Genomic DNA, 17,721 nt, shown 5'->3' with positions numbered 1-17,721 from the left:
CGGGACACTGGCATGAGCCGCCTCTACCATCCCTGTGGGGGAGCGGCCGCGGACCATGGCACTGTTGACACCGGTCCCGTGGGACCCATCGGGGAACCAGCGGTTTTCCCAGTGCGTGGATACGATCAGTAAGCAGTACCGGAAGGATCGGACCGGAGGACCACGGCGGACCGCCGTGCGCAACCGCAGGACCTCGAGGAGGGAGGTGCACCGTGGGAGTACTCAAGAAGTTCGAGCAGCGTCTCGAGGGCTTCGTGAACGGCACCTTCGCCAAGGTGTTCAAGTCCGAGGTACAGCCCGTGGAGATCGCGGGTGCCCTGCAGCGCGAGTGCGACAACAACGCGACGATCTGGAACCGGGACCGCACCGTGGTCCCCAACGACTTCATCGTCGAGCTCAGCACCTCCGACTACGAGCGGCTGAGCCCGTACGCCGTCCAGCTCGGCGAGGAGCTCGCCGGCATGGTGCGCGACTACGCCAAGCAGCAGCGCTACACCTTCATGGGCAACATCAAGGTGAACCTGGAGAAGGCCGACGACCTCGACACCGGCCTGTACCGGGTGCGCAGCCGCACCCTCGCGTCCAGCGAGTCGCAACAGCAGCAGTACCAGCAGCAGCAACAGCCCCCCGCCGGCCGTGGTGGCTACGGCTACCCGCCGCAGGCCCCGCAGCGCCCCGCGGGCCCGCCGCCGATGCCGGCCGGTCCGCCGCCCGGCGCCGCGCCGGTCACCAGGCTCCCCGGAAGCGGCCCCACGGCCCCCGGTGGCGCCGGCATGAACGTACGCCGCTGGATCGAGATCAACGGCACGCGCCACCAGATCTCCCGTCCGACCCTCGTGCTCGGCCGCAGCACCGAGGCCGACGTCCGGGTCGACGACCCCGGTGTGTCCCGCCGCCACTGCGAGATCAGGGCGGGATCGCCCTCGACGGTCGTGGACCTCGGGTCGACGAACGGCATCGTGGTGGACGGACAGCACACCCAGCGCGCTACGCTCCGCGACGGTTCACGGATCGTCGTGGGCAGTACCACCATCGTGTACCGGCAAGCCGAAGGGTGAAGCGGGGGCAATGTCAGAGCTGACCCTGACGGTCATGCGGTTGGGTTTCCTCGCCGTACTGTGGCTGTTCGTCATCGTGGCCGTGCAGGTCATCCGCAGCGACCTGTTCGGCACGCGGGTGACCCAGCGCGCGGCCGGGCGCCGCGAGGCCCAGTCCCGCCCGCCGCAGCAGCGCCAGCAGGCGCAGCCCGCGCAGGGCCGCCAGCAGCAGAACAACAACAACCGGGCCCGGCGCGGTGCCCCCACCAAGCTGGTGGTCTCCGAGGGCTCGCTCGCGGGCACCACGGTCGCGCTCCAGGGGCAGACGATCACCCTGGGCCGGGCCCACGATTCCACGATCGTGCTCGACGACGACTACGCGTCCAGCCGCCATGCCAGGATCTACCCGGACCGCGACGGCAACTGGATCGTCGAGGACCTGGGATCCACCAACGGCACCTTCATGGACCGGAACCGGCTCACCACGCCGACCCCGATCCCGCTCGGTGCCCCGATCCGCATCGGCAAGACCGTCATCGAGCTGCGGAAGTAGTCGCACAATGGGCGAGCACAGCCAGCGAGCGCGAGCGAGAGGGTGGGCAGCGTGCGGATGTACCCGGAGCCGACGGGCGAGGTGCGCATGACTCTGTCGCTGCGCTTCGCCGCCGGCTCTCACAAGGGAATGATCCGGGAGGGCAACGAGGACTCCGGCTACGCCGGCCCGCGGCTGCTCGCCATCGCCGACGGCATGGGCGGCCAGGCCGCCGGTGAGGTCGCCTCCTCCGAGGTGATCTCCACCCTCGTCCCCCTCGACGACGACATCCCCGGCTCGGACATCCTCACCTCCCTCGCCACCGCCGTACAGCGGGCCAACGACCAGCTGCGCGTCATGGTCGAGGAGGACCCCCAGCTGGAGGGCATGGGCACCACGCTCACCGCCCTGCTCTGGACCGGCCAGCGGCTCGGCCTGGTGCACGTCGGCGACTCCCGTGCGTACCTGCTGCGCGACGGTGTGCTCACCCAGATCACCCAGGACCACACCTGGGTGCAGCGGCTCGTCGACGAGGGCCGGATCACCGAGGAGGAGGCCGGCACGCACCCGCAGCGCTCGCTGCTGATGCGCGCCCTGGACGGCCGCGGCCAGGTCGAGCCCGACCTGTCGGTCCGCGAGGTCCGGGCCGGCGACCGCTACCTGATCTGCTCCGACGGCCTGTCCGGCGTCGTCAGCCACCAGACCCTCGAGGACACCCTCGCCGGGTACCAGGCGCCCGCCGAGACCGTGCAGGAGCTGATCCAGCTCGCCCTGCGCGGCGGCGGCCCCGACAACATCACCTGCATCGTCGCCGACGTCCTGGACATCGACGACGGCGACACCCTCGCCGTGCAGCTGCACGACACCCCCGTCGTCGTGGGCGCCGTCGCCGACAGCCGGCACCACTCGCCGCTGTCCGACCCGCGGCATCTGCAGACCCCGGCCGGCCGCGCCTCCGAGCTCGGCCGTCCGCCGGCCCCCGACGGCGCCTTCGGCCCGCCCGGCAGCGGGAACCCGCAGGTCAGCGCTCCCGTGGGCGGCTTCGGCGCGTTCGAGGACGAGGAGCTGAGCAAGCCCCGCAAGCGCGGCCGGTGGCTCAAGCGCTCGCTGATCCTGCTGGTCGTCCTCGGTGTCATCGGCGGCGGCCTGTACGGCGCGTACCGCTGGACCCAGACGCAGTACTACGTCGGCGTCAAGGGCGACCACGCGGCGATCTACCAGGGCATCGAGCAGAAGCTGGCCTGGGTCAACCTGTCGAAGGTCCACGAGGACCGCCCCGGTATCGAACTCAAGTACCTACCGCAGAACCAGCGCAAGTACGTCACGGCCACGATCGCCGCCAGCGGACTCGGCGACGCGCGCCGGACCGCGGACGAGCTCGAGCACCAGGCGAAGGTCTGCCAGACCAAGGAAGCCATCGACAAGTCCAAGGCCGCCGCGGCGGAGAAGGCCAAGAAGGACGCGCAGAAGGGCGCGGACACCGCCACCGGCAAGACCACCGGCAGCCCGTCCCCCGACGCGTCCAGCTCCCCCAAGCCCGGCACGACCCCCTCCAGCAGCCCGTCGACCAGCCCCACCCTCTCCGACGAGGACCAGTCGCTGGCCCAACAGTGCCCCAGCGGCAGCTAGTGAGCAGGAGGGGCGTCAGTCCAGCATGAGCGTTGTCACGAACACCACGACCATCACATCCGTCGGCGCACCGAGCCGCCGCAACACGGAGCTCGCGCTCCTGGTCTTCGCGGTCCTGATCCCGGTCTTCGCGTACGCGAACGTCGGGCTGGCGAAGAAGGGCACCCTGCCCGCCGGCATGCTCGCGTACGGCCTCGGCCTCGGCGCCATCGCCCTCGTCGCGCACCTGGTCGTCCGCAAGTTCGCCCCCTACGCGGACCCCCTGATGCTGCCGATCGCCACCCTGCTGAACGGCATGGGCCTGGTGTTCATCTGGCGGCTGGACCAGGAGCCCACGCTCCCCGGCGGTTCCTCCGCGCCGACGCAGCTGATGTGGTCGACGCTGGGCGTCGCGCTCTTCCTCGGCGTCCTGGTCTTCCTCAAGGACCACCGCATCCTGCAGCGCTACACCTACATCTCGATGGTCGTGGCGCTGGTCCTGCTGATCCTCCCGGTGTTCTTCCCGCCGGTCTACGGCGCGCGGATCTGGATCACCATCGCGGGCATGTCCATCCAGCCCGGTGAGTTCGTGAAGATCATCATCGCGGTGTTCTTCGCGGGCTACCTGATGGTCAAGCGGGATGCGCTCGCGCTCGCCAGCCGCCGCTTCATGGGGATGTACCTGCCCCGCGGCCGTGACCTCGGCCCGATCCTGGTGATCTGGGCCCTCAGCATCCTCATCCTGGTCTTCGAGACCGACCTGGGCACCTCGCTGCTCTTCTTCGGCCTCTTCGTGATCATGCTCTACGTCGCCACCGAGCGCACCAGCTGGATCGTGTTCGGTCTGCTGCTGTCCGTGGGCGGCGCGGTGGTCGTCGGCAGCTTCGAGTCGCACGTCCACAGCCGGGTGGAGGACTGGCTCAACCCGTTCCGCACCGTCGAGGCCGGCCAGGGCGCCAGCCAGCCCGCGCAGGCCATGTGGGCCTTCGGCTCCGGTGGCCTGTTCGGATCGGGTCTCGGCCAGGGTTACTCCCGGCTCATCGGCTTCGCGGCCAAGAGCGACTACATCCTGGCCACCGTCGGGGAGGAACTGGGCCTGGCGGGCCTGATGGGCATCCTGCTGCTCTACGCACTCCTGGTGGAGCGCGGCGCCCGCACCGCGCTGGCCGCCCGTGACCCCTTCGGCAAGCTGCTGGCGATCGGCCTGTCCGGGGCCTTCGCGCTCCAGGTGTTCGTCGTGGCCGGCGGTGTCACCGGGCTCATCCCGCTGACCGGCATGACCATGCCGTTCCTGGCACAGGGCGGTTCCTCGGTGATCGCCAACTGGGCCCTGGTGGCCATCCTGCTGAGAATCAGCGACACCGCGCGCCGACCGGCGCCGACCCCCGCCTCGTCCCCCGACGCCGAACCGACCCAGGTGGTGCGGACCCAGTGAACAAGCCCCTGCGCCGAGTCGCCATCTTCTGCGGACTGCTCGTGCTCGCCCTGCTCGTCAGGGTGAACTACATCCAGTTCGTGCAGGCCGACGAGCTCAAGAACGACGCGAACAACCGACGGGTCACGATCAACCAGTACGCGACGCCGCGCGGCGACATACTCGTCGACGGCAAGGCGATCACCGGCCACACCGAGACCACGGGCAGCGACTTCAGGTACAAGGCCACCTTCAAGAACGGGAAGATGTGGGCGCCGGTCACCGGCTACGCCTCGCAGGCCTTCGGGACGACCCTGCTCCAGGGCGTCGAGGACAAGATCCTCACCGGTGACGACGACCGGCTCTTCTTCACCCGCACCGTCGACGTGCTGTCCGGCAGGCAGAAGCAGGGCGGCGACGTCGTCACGACCCTCAACGGCGCCGCCCAGAAGGCGGCCTTCGAGGGCCTGGGCAACAAGAAGGGCGCGGTCGCGGCCATCAACCCGAAGACCGGGGCCATCCTGGCCCTGGCGAGCACGCCCTCGTACGACCCCTCCTCCTTCGCCGGCAACTCGCAGAAGGACAGCGAGGCCTGGAACGCCCTGCAGAAGAAGAACAACCCCGACGACCCGATGCTGAACCGGGCGCTGCGGCAGACCTACCCGCCGGGCTCCACGTTCAAGGTCGTCACGGCGGCCGCGGCGCTGCAGGACGGGCTGTACGACGACATCGACGAGCCGACCGACTCCGAGGTGCCGTACATCCTCCCGGACACCAACAACCAGGAACTGAAGAACGAGGGCGGCATCGCCTGCAAGAACGTCTCCCTGCGGGAGGCGCTGCGGGTCTCGTGCAACTCCGTCTTCGGCAAGCTCGGTGCGACCCTCGGCCGCGACAAGATGGTCGAGGAGGCCGAGAAGTTCGGCTTCAACGAGGAGCAGTTCGTCCCGGTCCGCGTGGCGGCCAGCAACTTCTCCACCAAGATGGACAGGCCCCAGACGGCGCTGTCGTCCATCGGCCAGTTCGAGACCGCCGCCACCCCGCTGCAGATGGCGATGGTGGCCTCGGCGATCGCCAACGACGGCAAGCTGATGAAGCCGTACATGGTGAGCGAGCTCCGCGGCTCGAACAACAAGCTCGTGGACAGCGTCAGCCCCGAGGAGCTCTCGCAGCCGCTCAGCGCGGAGAACGCGCAGAAGCTCCAGCAGATGATGGAGACCGTCGTGCAGTCGGGCACCGGCACCAACGCCCAGATCCCGGGCGTCACGGTCGGTGGCAAGACCGGTACCGCCCAGCACGGCGTCGACAACAGTGAGAAGCCTTACGCATGGTTCATCTCATACGCGAAGACGGACAGCGGCTCCCCGGTGGCCGTCGCCGTCGTGGTCGAGGACGCCAGCGCGAACCGCGGCGACATCTCCGGTGGCGGCTTCGCCGCGCCGATCGCCAAGAGCGTCATGGAGGCCGTGCTGAACAAGTGATGCCGGTCACACCGTATCCATGGATGTGCGCTATGTCGCACGTCGCGGTACCGGTCGTGTATCGGCTACCGGCGAGGGCCGGGATCGGCACGCGGCGGCGGGTACGGTATGCCCGAGCAGCCACACGGACGGTTTAGGAAGGGCAAGCGCTATGGAAGAGCCGCGTCGCCTCGGCGGCCGGTACGAGCTGGGCTCGGTGCTCGGCCGCGGTGGCATGGCCGAGGTGTACATCGCCCATGACACCCGGCTCGGCCGCACCGTCGCCGTGAAGACGCTCCGGGTGGACCTCGCCCGCGATCCGTCCTTCCAGGCCCGGTTCCGCCGTGAGGCCCAGTCGGCCGCCTCGCTGAACCACCCGTCGATCGTCGCGGTCTACGACACCGGCGAGGACTACGTCGACGGGGTCTCCATCCCGTACATCGTCATGGAGTACGTGGACGGCTCCACCCTGCGTGAGCTGCTCCACTCCGGGCGGAAGCTCCTGCCGGAGCGTTCGCTGGAGATGACCATCGGCATCCTCCAGGCCCTGGAGTACAGCCACCGGTCCGGCATCGTGCACCGCGACATCAAGCCCGCGAACGTGATGCTGACCCGGAACGGCCAGGTCAAGGTCATGGACTTCGGCATCGCCCGCGCCATGGGCGACTCCGGCATGACCATGACGCAGACCGCGGCCGTGATCGGCACCGCCCAGTACCTCTCCCCGGAGCAGGCCAAGGGCGAGACCGTCGACGCGCGCTCCGACCTGTACTCCGCCGGCTGCCTGCTCTACGAGCTGCTCACCGTGCGGCCGCCCTTCGTCGGCGACTCCCCGGTCGCGGTGGCGTACCAGCACGTGCGCGAGGAGCCGCAGCCGCCGAGCGTCTACGACCCCGAGGTCACGCCCTCGATGGACGCCATCGTGCTCAAGGCGCTGACCAAGGACCCGGACTACCGGTACCAGTCCGCCGACGAGATGCGCGCCGACATCGAGGCCTGCCTCGACGGCCAGCCCGTCGCCGCCACGGTCGCCCTGGGCGCCGTCGGCTACAACGGCGGCGGCTACGGGGGCTACGGCAACGACGCCCCCACCACGGCCCTCCCGCCCCAGCAGGACGCCGGCACCTCGATGCTGCCGCCCATGCGCGAGGACGACGGCGGCTACGGCTACGACCAGCCCCAGGGCAACGGCCGGCGCAAGCCGAAGAAGAGCAACACGTCCACGATCCTGCTGGTCGTCGCCGCCGTCCTGGTCCTGATCGGCGCGATCTTCATGGGCAAGGCGCTGTTCTCCGGGAACGGCAGCGGCAACGACACGGTGTCCGTCCCGCAGTTCGTCGGCGACACCAAGTCCGAGGCCCAGGACCGGGCCTCGAACGGCGGGATCACCATCACCTTCGGTGAGGCGATGTTCTGCGCCGACCAGCCCAAGGACCACGTCTGCCAGCAGTCGGCCGAGGCCGACAGCAAGATCCCCAAGGACCAGAGCGTCACCCTGCAGCTCTCCAAGGGCGCAGAGAAGATCGAGGTCCCGGACGTCACCGGTGACTCCTTCGAGGACGCCGAGGCGGAGCTGAAGGAAAAGGGCTTCGAGGTCGACAAGCAGTCCAAGACCTCCAACGAGGAGGAGGGCACGGTCCTCAAGCAGGACCCCAAGAGCGGCGCGAAGCGGGACAAGGGTTCGACGATCACGCTCACCGTGGCCGTGGCGCCCGAAGAAGTCGTGGTCCTCGACGTGACCGGTCAGGACGTGGAGCAGGCCAAGAAGACCCTGGAGGACCAGGGCCTCAAGGTCACCACGCAGGACCGCGAGTCGGCGGACCAGCAGCAAGGCAAGGTCGTCGAGCAGAACCCGCGCGGCGGCAGCAAGCTCAAGGCCGGTGACTCGGTCACCCTGTTCGTCGCCAAGCCGCCGTCCACCAACGCGATCCCCAACCTGCAGAACATGACGGTCACGCAGGTCAGCGGCATCGCGCAGGAATTCGGCGTGACGCTGCAGTTCGCGCCCGGCTCGTCGCAGGACGGGAACGCCATCGTCCAGGGCCAGGTCCCGCAGCAGGGCACCCAGATGAAGCCGGGTGACACCCTGACGATCTTCGCCCGGGACCCGAACGGCGGGAACAACGGCGGCGGAGGCTTCATCAACGGAGGCAACGGCGGCTGACGCCGACAGCACCGGAAACGGAAGGGGCCGCGGACATCACGTCCGCGGCCCCTTCCGTTTGCGTCCCCTGCCCGTGCGGGCGCCTCCTGCGCGTCAGCCCAGCTCCGCCGGAGGCGTCCGCTTCGCGTCCACCTTCTGGGTACGGACGAGTTCGGCCCACACGATGTAGCGGTCGCGCGAGGTGTAGACCGGGGTGCAGGTGGTGAGCGTGAGGTAGCGGCCGGCCTTCTTCTTGCCGCTCTCCTTCGGGATCTGGTCGATCACCTCGACGTTGTACTTCGAGGTCTCGGGGAGCACCTTGTAGACCTTGTAGACGTACCAGGTGTCGCGGTTCTCGAAGACGACCGGGTCGCCGTTCTTGATCTTGTCGATGTTGTGGAACTTGGCGCCGTGGCCGTCGCGGTGCGCGGCGAGCGTGAAGTTGCCCTGCTTGTCCCCGGGCATGGCGGACTCGACGGGCTCGGTGTAGTAACCGGCGACACCCTCGTTGAGCACCTTCGTGGAGGTGCCCTTCTTCACCAGGACCTCGTAGTTCCTGCCCATGGCGGGGACGTGGAGGAAGCCGATGCCGCCCTTGGTGTCGAGCTTGCCCGGGGCGCTGTCGGCCCACTGGCGCCTGATGGCGTCGCCCTCGTGCTTGGCGGCGCGGTCGGCGAGGACGTTGGTCCACCAAAGGGAGTAGACGACGAAGAGCCCGAGGATCACGCCCGCGGTGATGAGGAGTTCACCGATCAGGCTGACGGTGGCGGCGAACCACGAGAGCCGGTGCCGGTCGGGCACGGCTTCCCGGGCGCGGTCGTGCTGGGTGGTCGTCACCACTTGCCCCGATCCTTGTACGTCCGTACCTGGCTCAGCCGACCAAGGCGGGCGGCTTGCCCTTGCTGCGCGGCCATTCCTCGACCATCTTGCCCCAGACGATCAACCGGAACTTGCTGGTGAACTCCGGTGTGCACGTGGTCAGTGTGATGTAGCGGCCGGGCTTGGTGAAGCCGGATCCGTCGGGGACCGGCTTGATCACCGAGATGTTGGAGGGCGGGGTCGAGGGCAGCGTGCTCGTGATCTCGTACGTGTAGTACGTGCTCTCCGTCTCGACCACGACCTTGTCCCCCGCCACCAGTTTGTTGACGTAGCGGAACGGTTCGCCGTGGCTGTTGCGGTGGGCGGCGAGGGCGAAGTTGCCCTGCTTGTCCCAGGGCATGGCCGTCTCCAGGTCGCCGGAGTAGTGGCCGATCATGCCCTTGTCGAGCACCTTGTGCTTGTCGACGCCCTCGGCGATGGGCGCCTTCACGTCCAGCTTCGGGATGTACATGATCGCGAAGCCCTGCCCGGGCGAGAAGGCGCCGGGGTCGCGGGCCGGGTCCTTCTCGCCTTGCCACTGCTTCTGCAGGTTGTTGGCGGCGCCGCCGGCCTGCTGGTGGGCGAGGACGTTGGTCCACCACAGCTGGTAGGTGACGAAGAGCAGCATCAGCACGCCCAGGGTGATGAACACCTCGCCGGCCACCCGGCTGGCGATCACCGCGGGGCTCTCCTTGGCCGCGCGCGCGGCGCGCCGGGCCTCCATGCGGGACCTGGGTGCGGCCGGTGTCGACGCCATGGGGGCCGTGACGGCCCCTGTGGCGGCCTGGGGGGCCTCGGGGGTACCGGAACGCCTCCGTCCCCTGCCACCGCGTCGTGCGGCCTCCTGGGCCGCTTTCCGGCGGGCGGCACGTCCGCCGCCCTCGGGCGCCGGGACGCCGGAGGGCGGCTGCGGGATCTCCTCCCGGTCCTGCTCCGGCTCGCGTTCCGGCTCGGCCCCGGTCACCACGGGCATCGCCATGGTGTCGCCGGGCGCGCCCGCGACCCGGCGGCGCGCGGCGGCACGCTCCGCGTCGGTGAGCGGACGCCGGACGGCCCTGAACCCCTCGGCGTACGGCTGCTCGGGCGGCCCTCCGTGCCGGGGGCGCGGCTCGGGCGGCTCCTCGGGGCCAGGCGCGGACGACGGCCGGGACGGCCATGGGTCGGCCGGCTGCGGCTCGTAGGCGGGTCTCGTGGACCCGTAGTACGCCTGCTCCTGCCCTTGTCCCTGTCCCTGCTCGTACACCTGCTGGCCCGGCACCGCGGCCTGGGGGGTGACCGGCTGCGCGGTCGCGGGCGGCGGCGCAGCCGGCGTCGTGGGGGACGGCGCAGGTGGCGCCGCGGCGGGCTCCGCGCCGGAGTTAGTGCCGGAGTCCGTGCCGGACTCCTGGGCGGGGCGGGCCGCGCGGCGCCCGGTGCTGGGCAGCGGGTCGTTGAGCGGGTCGGCCAACTGCTCCACCACGGCGGCGAATTCGGCGGTGTCACCGAAGTGCCGATGCGCGGTCACGCAGTCACGCCCTGGTTCCGACCACAGGCGCGAGGCCCGCGGAACGCTCGACGGCGCCCTTGTCGCCGCATTCCACCAGCCAGTTGGCGAGCATCCGGTGCCCCCATTCGGTGAGCACCGACTCGGGATGGAACTGGACGCCCTCCACCCGGGCGCTGCGGTGCCGCAGTCCCATGATGATGCCGTTCTCCGTCCAGGAGGTGATCTCCAACTCCTCCGGCACCGTGTCCCGTTCGACCGCCAGCGAGTGGTAGCGGGTCGCGGTGAACGGCGTCGGCAGCCCCGCGAAGACCCCGCGGCCCTCATGGGTCACCAGGGAGGTCTTGCCGTGCAGCAGCTCCGGCGCCCGGTCCACCACACCGCCGTACGCCACCGCCATGGACTGCAGTCCGAGGCAGACCCCGAAGACCGGGACGTCGGTGGCCGCGCAGTGGCGCACCATGTCGACGCAGACACCGGCCTCCTCGGGGGTGCCGGGCCCGGGGGAGAGCAGGACCCCGTCGAAGCCGTCTTGGGCGTGGGCGAGCTCCACCTGGTCGTTGCGGAGCACTTCGCACTCGGCGCCCAATTGGTACAGGTACTGGACCAGGTTGAAGACGAAGCTGTCGTAGTTGTCGACGACGAGGATGCGTGCGCTCATCTGACGGCTGCCATCCCCTCGTCGACGGTCACGTCCCCGAACGGCAGCAGCGGCTCCGCCCAGGGGAAGACGTACTGGAAGAGCACGTAGACGGTGGCGAGGACCAGCACCAGCGAGATGAGTGCCTTCAGCCACACGTTGCCCGGCAGATGCCGCCAGATCCAGCCGTACATGCGCCGCCTTCCTGCCCTCCGTGCCCGTGCCTCGCCCAAGATTAGCCCGACGAACCCTCCGGCATACCGTCCTCCACAGGCCGTGTGGATTCCAGGTGCCCCCAGGTGATGAGCCGGTGGCTGTGGCCCCACTCGGGATCGCAGGTGGTCAGGGTCAGATAGCGGCCGGGAACGGTGTACCCGGACTTCTCCGGGACGGGATCGATCACAGCGACGTCGGTGGGGACGGTGCGGTAGGGTGCGCGGTCGATCTCGTAGGTGTACCAGGTGCGCCCGTCGGTCAGGACGACCTCGTCGCCCTTGCGCAGCCTGGGGAAGTCCTTGAACGGGTCGCCGTAGGTGCGGCGGTGGCCGGCGACGGCGAAGTTGCCCACGGCGCCGAGCCGGGCGGTGTCCGCGTAGTGGCCGAGGCCCTTCTTCAGGGTGCCGGTGCCCGTCCCCTCCAGCACGGGCTTGTGCCAGGAACGGCCCAGCCGCGGGACGTACATCACCGCGAAGGCCGTGCCGTCCCGGTACGGCGTCGCGGCCGGCCCCGACGGGGAAGGGGACGCCGAGGGGGTGGCAGCGCCCGTGCCCCCGGTGGACGGGTCGGCCGCGGCGACCGGCCCGGTCGCCCAGCGGTCCTGCAGCCGGTCGAGCTCCCCGTCCATCGCGCGGTCCGCCCGTACGCCGGTCCAGAGCAGCACGTAGCAGACGAAGAGCACGATCAGCGCGCCCACGGTGATGCACAATTCGCTCAGCGTCCGCACCACCAGGCGCATGATCACCCCACAGGCTTGGCGTACTGCAGGTCCACTGTGCCGGAGTAGCCGGGAAGAGTCACCCGTCGTTCGTCCTCGACCTTCCAGCCGAGCCCGTAGGCCTGGACGTACTGCAGGTAGTTCTGGATCGCGGGGCTGGCGTCGAGCGCCTTGTGCAGCTTCTCCTGGTCGCCGACGGCCGTGATGGTGTAGGGCGGGGAGTAGACGCGGCCCTGCAGGATGAGCGTGTTGCCGACGCAGCGCACCGCGCTGGTGGAGATCAGCCGCTGGTCCATCACCTTGATGCCGGAGGCGCCGCCCGCCCATAGGGCGTTGACCACGGCCTGCAGGTCCTGCTGGTGGATGACGAGGTCGTTCGGCTGCGGATTCGGCACGCCCGGGACGAGCGCCGTCGCGTCCGGCGGCGCGTCGTTCAGGGTGACGGAGACGGCGGGACCGGTGAGCTTGAGGGTGCCGGCCTCGGCGCCGAGCCGCGCCAGCTCCTTGCGGGTGGCGTCGCTGACGCCGCTGTCGGTGTGGGCGAGTCCGTCGACGTCCTCGCGCACCCCGGCGAGCTCGTTCTCCAGCTGCTCGTTCTGCCGGCTCTTCTCCTGGACACGGTCCGACAGGCGCAGCAGCGGGTCGTCGGTGCGGATGTCCAGGCCCTTGGCGGTGTCGAAGCTCATCCAGAACAGCAGACCGGCCATCGCGAAGACCCCGGCGCTGAGCACACGAAGCACCACAGACCGGGCGGATCGGGGGCCCGGGGAGGCGTCCACCGGATTGCTCACCGTAGCCTTATCTCCTTCCAACCCGCGGAAGCACTACGCTAACGGACGCCCGGAGGCGTGGGCCCCCCTGCCGTCGGGCCGCTCATACAAGACGTCACACGCGCGGTTACGCAGCGCATCGACAGGAGAGTCCCTCGTGCCGAAGTCACGGATCCGCAAGAAGGCCGACTTCACTCCGCCCCCGGAGAAGACCACCCCCATAAAGCTGAAGTCCGGCCGCGGCTGGGTGGCTCCGCTCATGCTGGCACTGTTCCTCGTCGGCCTGGCCTGGATCGTGGTCTTCTACGTGACGCAGGGCAGCTTCCCGATCGAGCAGCTGGGCAACTGGAACATCGCCGTCGGCTTCGGCTTCATCGCGGGCGGGTTCGTCGTGTCCACGCAGTGGAAGTAGCAGATCGCACAGTTATCCACAGGCGTCATCCACAGTGTTGAAAAGGTCGCATGATCTGTGGATAACCGCCAGCCGGTTGACACCGGTGTGACCGGTGGTCCGATGTACGGACCACCGGTCTTTCGTTGATCTTGCAGGTCAGACACGGTGTGTAGGGGCACGCGCACGGCTCGCCCACAGGATGCACAGGAGGCCTCCGCCTCTCTGTGGATAACGTCTGATCAACGGTGCGCGTTACGGCCTAGCCGGAGATATTCGCGACCCCGGCCCACACTGTGACCGCCACGGCGAGCAGCATCGCCACGCACGTCCCCCACTGGACCAGCGCCCGGCGCGAGCGCGGCGCGTACGCCATCGCGACGGCGATGATCGCCCCGGTGACGAGACCGCCGATGTGCGCCTCCCAGCTGATGTTCCCCCAGGTGAAGGTGAACAGCAGGTTCAGCCCGAGCAGGATCAGGACGGGCCGCATGTCCATCCGCAGCCGCTTCACGAAGACGGCCGTGGCGCCGAAGAGCCCGTAGATCGCGCCCGAGGCACCCAAGGTCAGGGTCTCCGGGGCCAGCAGCACCACCAGCGCGCTGCCCCCCAGCCCCGCGACCAGGTAGAGCGCGGTGTAACGGGCCCGGCCGAGCAGCGTCTCCAGCGGGCCGCCGATCCACCACAGCGAGAGCATGTTGAAGGCGATGTGCGCGATCTCCTGGTGGAGGAACATCGAACTCACCAGCCGGTACCACTCGCCCGGCCCGCCCGCCACGCCGCACACCGCGGTGCCGGGGGCGTAGCACGGGACGAAGAGCCCCAGCTCGGTGACGAACTGCTTGCCCTCGACCCTGGCGAGCAGGAACACCAGCAGGTTCAGCCCGATCAGGATCTTGGTGACCAGCCGGGGGTCCCCGGCGACCGAACCGCCCGCCACCGTGCGGGGTTCGGCGGCCTGGGCCGCACGACGGCCCTCCCGCACGCACTCCGGGCAGTGGAAGCCCACCGACGCGTTGATCATGCACTCCGGACAGATCGGCCGCTCGCAGCGGGAGCAGCGGATGCCGGTCTCCCGGTCCGGGTGCCGGTAGCAGCGGACGGCCTGGTCGGTCATGTGTCAGCCCTTCGCAGCGGAATCGCCCCGCCCGTCATACGCACGGGCGGGGCGTTCGGGTTCCCGGGACCCTAGCGACGCTCGATCACGACGCTCTGGATCACCACGTCCTCCAGCGGACGCTCGGTGCGCGGGTTGGTGGGGGCGGTCGCGATGGAGTCCACGACCTTCTGGCTGGCGGGATCGGTGACCTCGCCGAAGATGGTGTGCTTGCGGGTGAGCCACGCCGTCGGGGCGACCGTGATGAAGAACTGCGAGCCGTTGGTGCCCGGGCCGGCGTTCGCCATGGCCAGGAGGTAGGGCTTGGTGAAACCGAGGTCCGGGTGGAACTCGTCGGGGAACTGGTAGCCGGGGCCGCCGGTGCCGTTGCCCAGCGGGTCGCCGCCCTGGATCATGAAGCCGGAGATGACCCGGTGGAAGACCGTGCCGTCGTAGAGGTGCTCGTGGGAGGTCCGGCCGGTGTGCGGGTCCGTCCACTCACGGGTCCCCTCCGCGAGCTCCACGAAGTTCTTGACCGTCTTGGGCGCGTGGTTCGGCAGCAGCCGGACGGTGATGTCCCCGTGGTTGGTCTTCAGGGTGGCGTAGAGCTGCTCGGCCACGATCTTGCCTTCCATAGTCCTCACTGACAGGGGCAAATCCTCGCACGTCACGCCTTCCCGCACGCAACTGTCGCGCCCCGGGTCATCCGGTGGCATCGTCGGTGACGGCTCCCCTTGACCCGGATGCCCGTACGCACATGCCGTACCCCGCGGCGGCGGGCATGATTTCAAACCGGGTGGAAAGGCGAAAACCGAACGCCACCGAGGAGGAGGTTCTCGTGACCCGCATCGACAGCGTGCGCGACGCAGCCGAGAGGACGAGGGTCAGCGTGCGGCACGCCGCGGACGTGGTGGCGCCGTACGCCGACACAGCGAAGCTCAACGCCGCGCACTACACGGACGAGGCCAGGCTCTACCTGGCACCCCGGGTGTCGGCGGCCGGGCGGCAGGCCCGCGCGGCGGCCCGGACGCAGTACGACGCGCACCTGGCGGCGCGTCTCGACCAGGCCCTGGCGGCGGTGCCGCCGGGCGTCCAGCAGAAGGTGGGGACCGCCGCCCGGCGCACCCGTGACACCGCCCGTCTGGCGGCGGAGTTCACAGCGCCGCGGATGGGCCAGGCGGTGACCACCGTGCGCAGCGTCGCGGCCCCGGCCGCGGAGGAGGCGGCCGCCCGCAGCGCCGCCGCGGTCGCCGTGCTGCGCAGCCACGTCACGGCGGACGACATCCGCAAGCTGGAGCGCCGCCGCGAGCGCCGGGCCCGCAACGGGCGGTTCGCCAAGGGCCTGCTGCTGGCGGGCCTCGTCGCCGGGGCCGGCTTCGCGGCGTGGAAGTGGTGGAGCAAGCAGACCAACCCCGACTGGCTGGTGGAGCCCGCGCCCGCCACCGAGGTCGCCGACCGTGCCTCCCTCAACGGCGGCGTCGAGGCAGACGCCTCGTTCGGCAAGGTCGACGGCTCGCCGGTGGACGCGCTCGACCCGGAGGTACAGGCCAAGCAGGCGGAGTCGGATGCCGACGACCGCCGCGACCGCGGGGACACCCACCCGTGACGTGACGGTCCGGACACCGGCGGCGGTGCGACACGACCGGCAGGAGGGCGGCGGACCCGTGACGGGTCCGCCGCCCTCCTGCCGTACGCACCCGTCACCGTCCGGAAGGCGCAGGCAGCGGCAGGACCTCCTCCTCGGCCTCCGGGTCGGCGATCTGCGCGGGCACCCCGCGCAGGGCGTACAGCGCCACGACGGCGCCGACCGCGAGCAGCGCCGCCCCCACCACGGTGGTGACCTGGACGCTGTGGCAGAAGGCGTCCTTCGCGGCCGCCAGCAGCGCGGCCCCGTCCGCCCCCGGCACCCGGGCGGCCGCCTCGGCGGCCCCGCCCACCGACTCGCGGGCGGCGTCCGCGGCACCTGCGGGCAGTCCCGCGGGCAGGGCGAGCGCGTCACGGTAGACCGCGCCGAGCAGCGAGCCGAGGACCGCGATGCCCAGCGAACCGCCCATCTCCATGGCGGTCTCCGAGACGGCGGCGGCCGCGCCCGTCCGCTCCTTGGGGGCACTCGCGAGGATCGTGTCGTTGGTGACCGAGACGATCAGGATGATGCCCGCGCCGTTGGCGACCAGCGGCGCCAGCAGCTCCCAGTACGGCGTCCCGGGCGTGGAGAGCCGACCGAGCACCGCGGTGCTCGCGGCCAGCAGCACCAGGCCGAGGGCCACCACCCGCGCCCGGCCCAGCCGCGGGATCAGCGCGGTGGCCAGCGGAGCGGCGAAGGCCGCGGCCAGCGGGCCGGGGAGCAACGCCAGCCCCGCGGTGAAGGGCGACCAGCCGCGGACGACCTGGAAGTACAGGGAGAAGGCGAGCGACAGCGTGGACGAGGCGAAGATCATGACCAGGTTGGCGCCGACGGCGCCGCTGAAGGCGGGGTTGCGGAACAGCCGCAGGTCGATCAGGGGCTCCTCGACCCGCACCTGGCGGCGGGCGAACAGCACCAGGGCCGCCGTCCCGATCGCCGCGGCGATCCAGACCGGCGCATGGTCCACGCCGTCCCGGAAGCCCTCCTTGACGGCGTAGATGGCGCCCACGACACCGACGACCGACAGCGGCACGCCGATCCAGTCCAGCCGTCCCGGCCGCGGGTTGCGGGACTCCGGCAGCACCAGGGCGCCGGCCACCAGGACGACCGCCATGAGCGGGACGTTGATCAGGAAGACCGAGCCCCACCAGAAGTGGTCCAGCAGCAGACCGCCGACCACGGGGCCGAGCGCGAAGCTCGCGGCGGCGATGCCGCTGCTGATCCCGATGGCCGTGGTGCGCTCCTTGGCGTCGGTGAAGGCGTGGCGTACGACGGAGAGCGTCGAGGGCACCATCGCCGCCCCTGCGACGCCGAGCAGCGCGCGGCCGGCGATCAGCGCCCCGGGGTTCGGTGCGTAGGCGGTGAGCAGCGAGGCCACGCCGAAGGCGGCGGCGCCCAGCAGCATCATCCGCTTGCGGCCGAGCCGGTCGCCGAGGTTGCCCATGACGACCAGCAGGCCGCCCATGGCGAAGCCGTAGACGTCGGAGATCCACAGGATCTCGGTGCCGGACGGACCCATGTCCTTCAGCAGCGACGGGATGGCGTAGTTGAGCACGCTGTTGTCGATGCCGAGGAGCATGGCGGCCAGGCAGCAGACGGCGAGTGCGGCCCAGCGATGGCGGGCGGGGGCCGCGGGCGTCACGGCCGCGGCGTCGTGTGTGCGTGCGGGATTCGTCATGACCGACACGGTGCGCGCGGGCGCTGACCGGCCGCGCACCGTGCGCTGACCGG

The 17,721-nt window shown here is 70.3% G+C and carries 17 protein-coding genes; 8 read left to right on the top strand and 9 right to left on the bottom strand.

The window, feature by feature from the left end:
- The first annotated feature begins 212 nt into the window (after positions 1–212).
- The 6 genes from ACFYYN_RS00715 to pknB all read left to right on the top strand — a co-directional run bounded on the left by ACFYYN_RS00715 (position 213) and on the right by pknB (position 8,215).
- Positions 213–1,058, top strand: a complete 846-nt coding sequence (locus tag ACFYYN_RS00715) for an FHA domain-containing protein (protein ID WP_500331610.1) — start codon at positions 213–215, stop codon at positions 1,056–1,058.
- A 10-nt stretch (positions 1,059–1,068) separates the two neighbouring features.
- Positions 1,069–1,590 (top strand): FHA domain-containing protein, encoded by a 522-nt coding sequence (locus ACFYYN_RS00710; protein WP_499512867.1) that lies wholly within the window; start codon positions 1,069–1,071, stop codon positions 1,588–1,590.
- 57 nt (positions 1,591–1,647) lie between these two features.
- The gene (locus tag ACFYYN_RS00705; protein ID WP_500331631.1) at positions 1,648–3,198 is read left to right on the top strand and encodes a PP2C family protein-serine/threonine phosphatase; all 1,551 of its coding nucleotides are present in this window, start codon (positions 1,648–1,650) and stop codon (positions 3,196–3,198) included.
- 25 nt (positions 3,199–3,223) lie between these two features.
- Complete coding sequence (locus ACFYYN_RS00700; protein WP_499512868.1) at positions 3,224–4,612, top strand: FtsW/RodA/SpoVE family cell cycle protein; 1,389 nt, start codon at positions 3,224–3,226, stop codon at positions 4,610–4,612.
- A complete protein-coding gene (locus ACFYYN_RS00695) occupies positions 4,609–6,072 on the top strand; it encodes a peptidoglycan D,D-transpeptidase FtsI family protein (protein WP_500333367.1) in 1,464 nt (487 codons plus the stop codon). Before ACFYYN_RS00700 ends, ACFYYN_RS00695 begins: the two co-directional genes overlap by 4 nt.
- Before the next feature lie 151 nt (positions 6,073–6,223).
- Positions 6,224–8,215, top strand: a complete 1,992-nt coding sequence (gene pknB / locus ACFYYN_RS00690) for a Stk1 family PASTA domain-containing Ser/Thr kinase (RefSeq protein WP_500544185.1) — start codon at positions 6,224–6,226, stop codon at positions 8,213–8,215.
- Between the two features lie 93 nt (positions 8,216–8,308).
- On the opposite strand, the gene ACFYYN_RS00685 is transcribed toward pknB, so the two are convergent.
- From ACFYYN_RS00685 to ACFYYN_RS00660, 6 genes are all read right to left on the bottom strand, one after another.
- Positions 8,309–8,995 carry a class E sortase gene (locus ACFYYN_RS00685; protein WP_499516889.1) on the bottom strand — a complete coding sequence of 229 codons (687 nt, stop codon included), beginning with the start codon at positions 8,993–8,995 and terminating at the stop codon, positions 8,309–8,311.
- Positions 8,996–9,065: 70 nt separating this feature from the next.
- Complete coding sequence (locus ACFYYN_RS00680) at positions 9,066–10,556, bottom strand: class E sortase (protein ID WP_500544184.1); 1,491 nt, start codon at positions 10,554–10,556, stop codon at positions 9,066–9,068.
- Positions 10,557–10,560: 4 nt separating this feature from the next.
- The gene (locus tag ACFYYN_RS00675) at positions 10,561–11,196 is read right to left on the bottom strand and encodes an aminodeoxychorismate/anthranilate synthase component II (RefSeq protein WP_354792929.1); all 636 of its coding nucleotides are present in this window, start codon (positions 11,194–11,196) and stop codon (positions 10,561–10,563) included.
- Positions 11,193–11,369, bottom strand: a complete 177-nt coding sequence (locus tag ACFYYN_RS00670) for a hypothetical protein (RefSeq protein WP_499512872.1) — start codon at positions 11,367–11,369, stop codon at positions 11,193–11,195. The genes ACFYYN_RS00675 and ACFYYN_RS00670 overlap by 4 nt, the downstream gene beginning before the upstream one ends.
- Before the next feature lie 41 nt (positions 11,370–11,410).
- Complete coding sequence (locus ACFYYN_RS00665) at positions 11,411–12,130, bottom strand: class E sortase (RefSeq protein WP_500544183.1); 720 nt, start codon at positions 12,128–12,130, stop codon at positions 11,411–11,413.
- Positions 12,131–12,132: 2 nt separating this feature from the next.
- On the bottom strand, positions 12,133–12,840 hold the full coding sequence (locus tag ACFYYN_RS00660; RefSeq protein WP_500544182.1) for a DUF881 domain-containing protein: 708 nt from the start codon (positions 12,838–12,840) through the stop codon (positions 12,133–12,135).
- A gap of 196 nt (positions 12,841–13,036) precedes the next feature.
- Here ACFYYN_RS00660 and crgA point away from each other — a divergent pair, with 196 nt between their 5' ends.
- A complete protein-coding gene (crgA, locus tag ACFYYN_RS00655; RefSeq protein ID WP_089229113.1) occupies positions 13,037–13,291 on the top strand; it encodes a cell division protein CrgA in 255 nt (84 codons plus the stop codon).
- Between the two features lie 241 nt (positions 13,292–13,532).
- Here crgA and ACFYYN_RS00650 read toward each other — a convergent pair whose 3' ends face one another.
- Both ACFYYN_RS00650 and ACFYYN_RS00645 read right to left on the bottom strand, forming a co-directional pair.
- Complete coding sequence (locus ACFYYN_RS00650) at positions 13,533–14,387, bottom strand: rhomboid family intramembrane serine protease (protein WP_500367998.1); 855 nt, start codon at positions 14,385–14,387, stop codon at positions 13,533–13,535.
- Positions 14,388–14,458: 71 nt separating this feature from the next.
- On the bottom strand, positions 14,459–14,986 hold the full coding sequence (locus ACFYYN_RS00645) for a peptidylprolyl isomerase (RefSeq protein WP_499516890.1): 528 nt from the start codon (positions 14,984–14,986) through the stop codon (positions 14,459–14,461).
- 218 nt (positions 14,987–15,204) lie between these two features.
- Between ACFYYN_RS00645 and ACFYYN_RS00640 the strand changes: the two genes are divergently transcribed.
- Positions 15,205–15,972 carry a DUF5324 family protein gene (locus tag ACFYYN_RS00640; RefSeq protein ID WP_500533142.1) on the top strand — a complete coding sequence of 256 codons (768 nt, stop codon included), beginning with the start codon at positions 15,205–15,207 and terminating at the stop codon, positions 15,970–15,972.
- A gap of 94 nt (positions 15,973–16,066) precedes the next feature.
- Here ACFYYN_RS00640 and ACFYYN_RS00635 read toward each other — a convergent pair whose 3' ends face one another.
- Entirely contained in the window at positions 16,067–17,668 is a 1,602-nt protein-coding gene (locus ACFYYN_RS00635) for an MFS transporter (protein ID WP_500544181.1), read from the bottom strand.
- Positions 17,669–17,721: the final 53 nt, after the last annotated feature.

The sequence above is a fragment of the Streptomyces sp. NPDC001902 genome (assembly GCF_042891295.1).
Taxonomy (GTDB): domain Bacteria; phylum Actinomycetota; class Actinomycetes; order Streptomycetales; family Streptomycetaceae; genus Actinacidiphila.
This window is presented reverse-complemented; position numbering and strand designations above follow the sequence as displayed.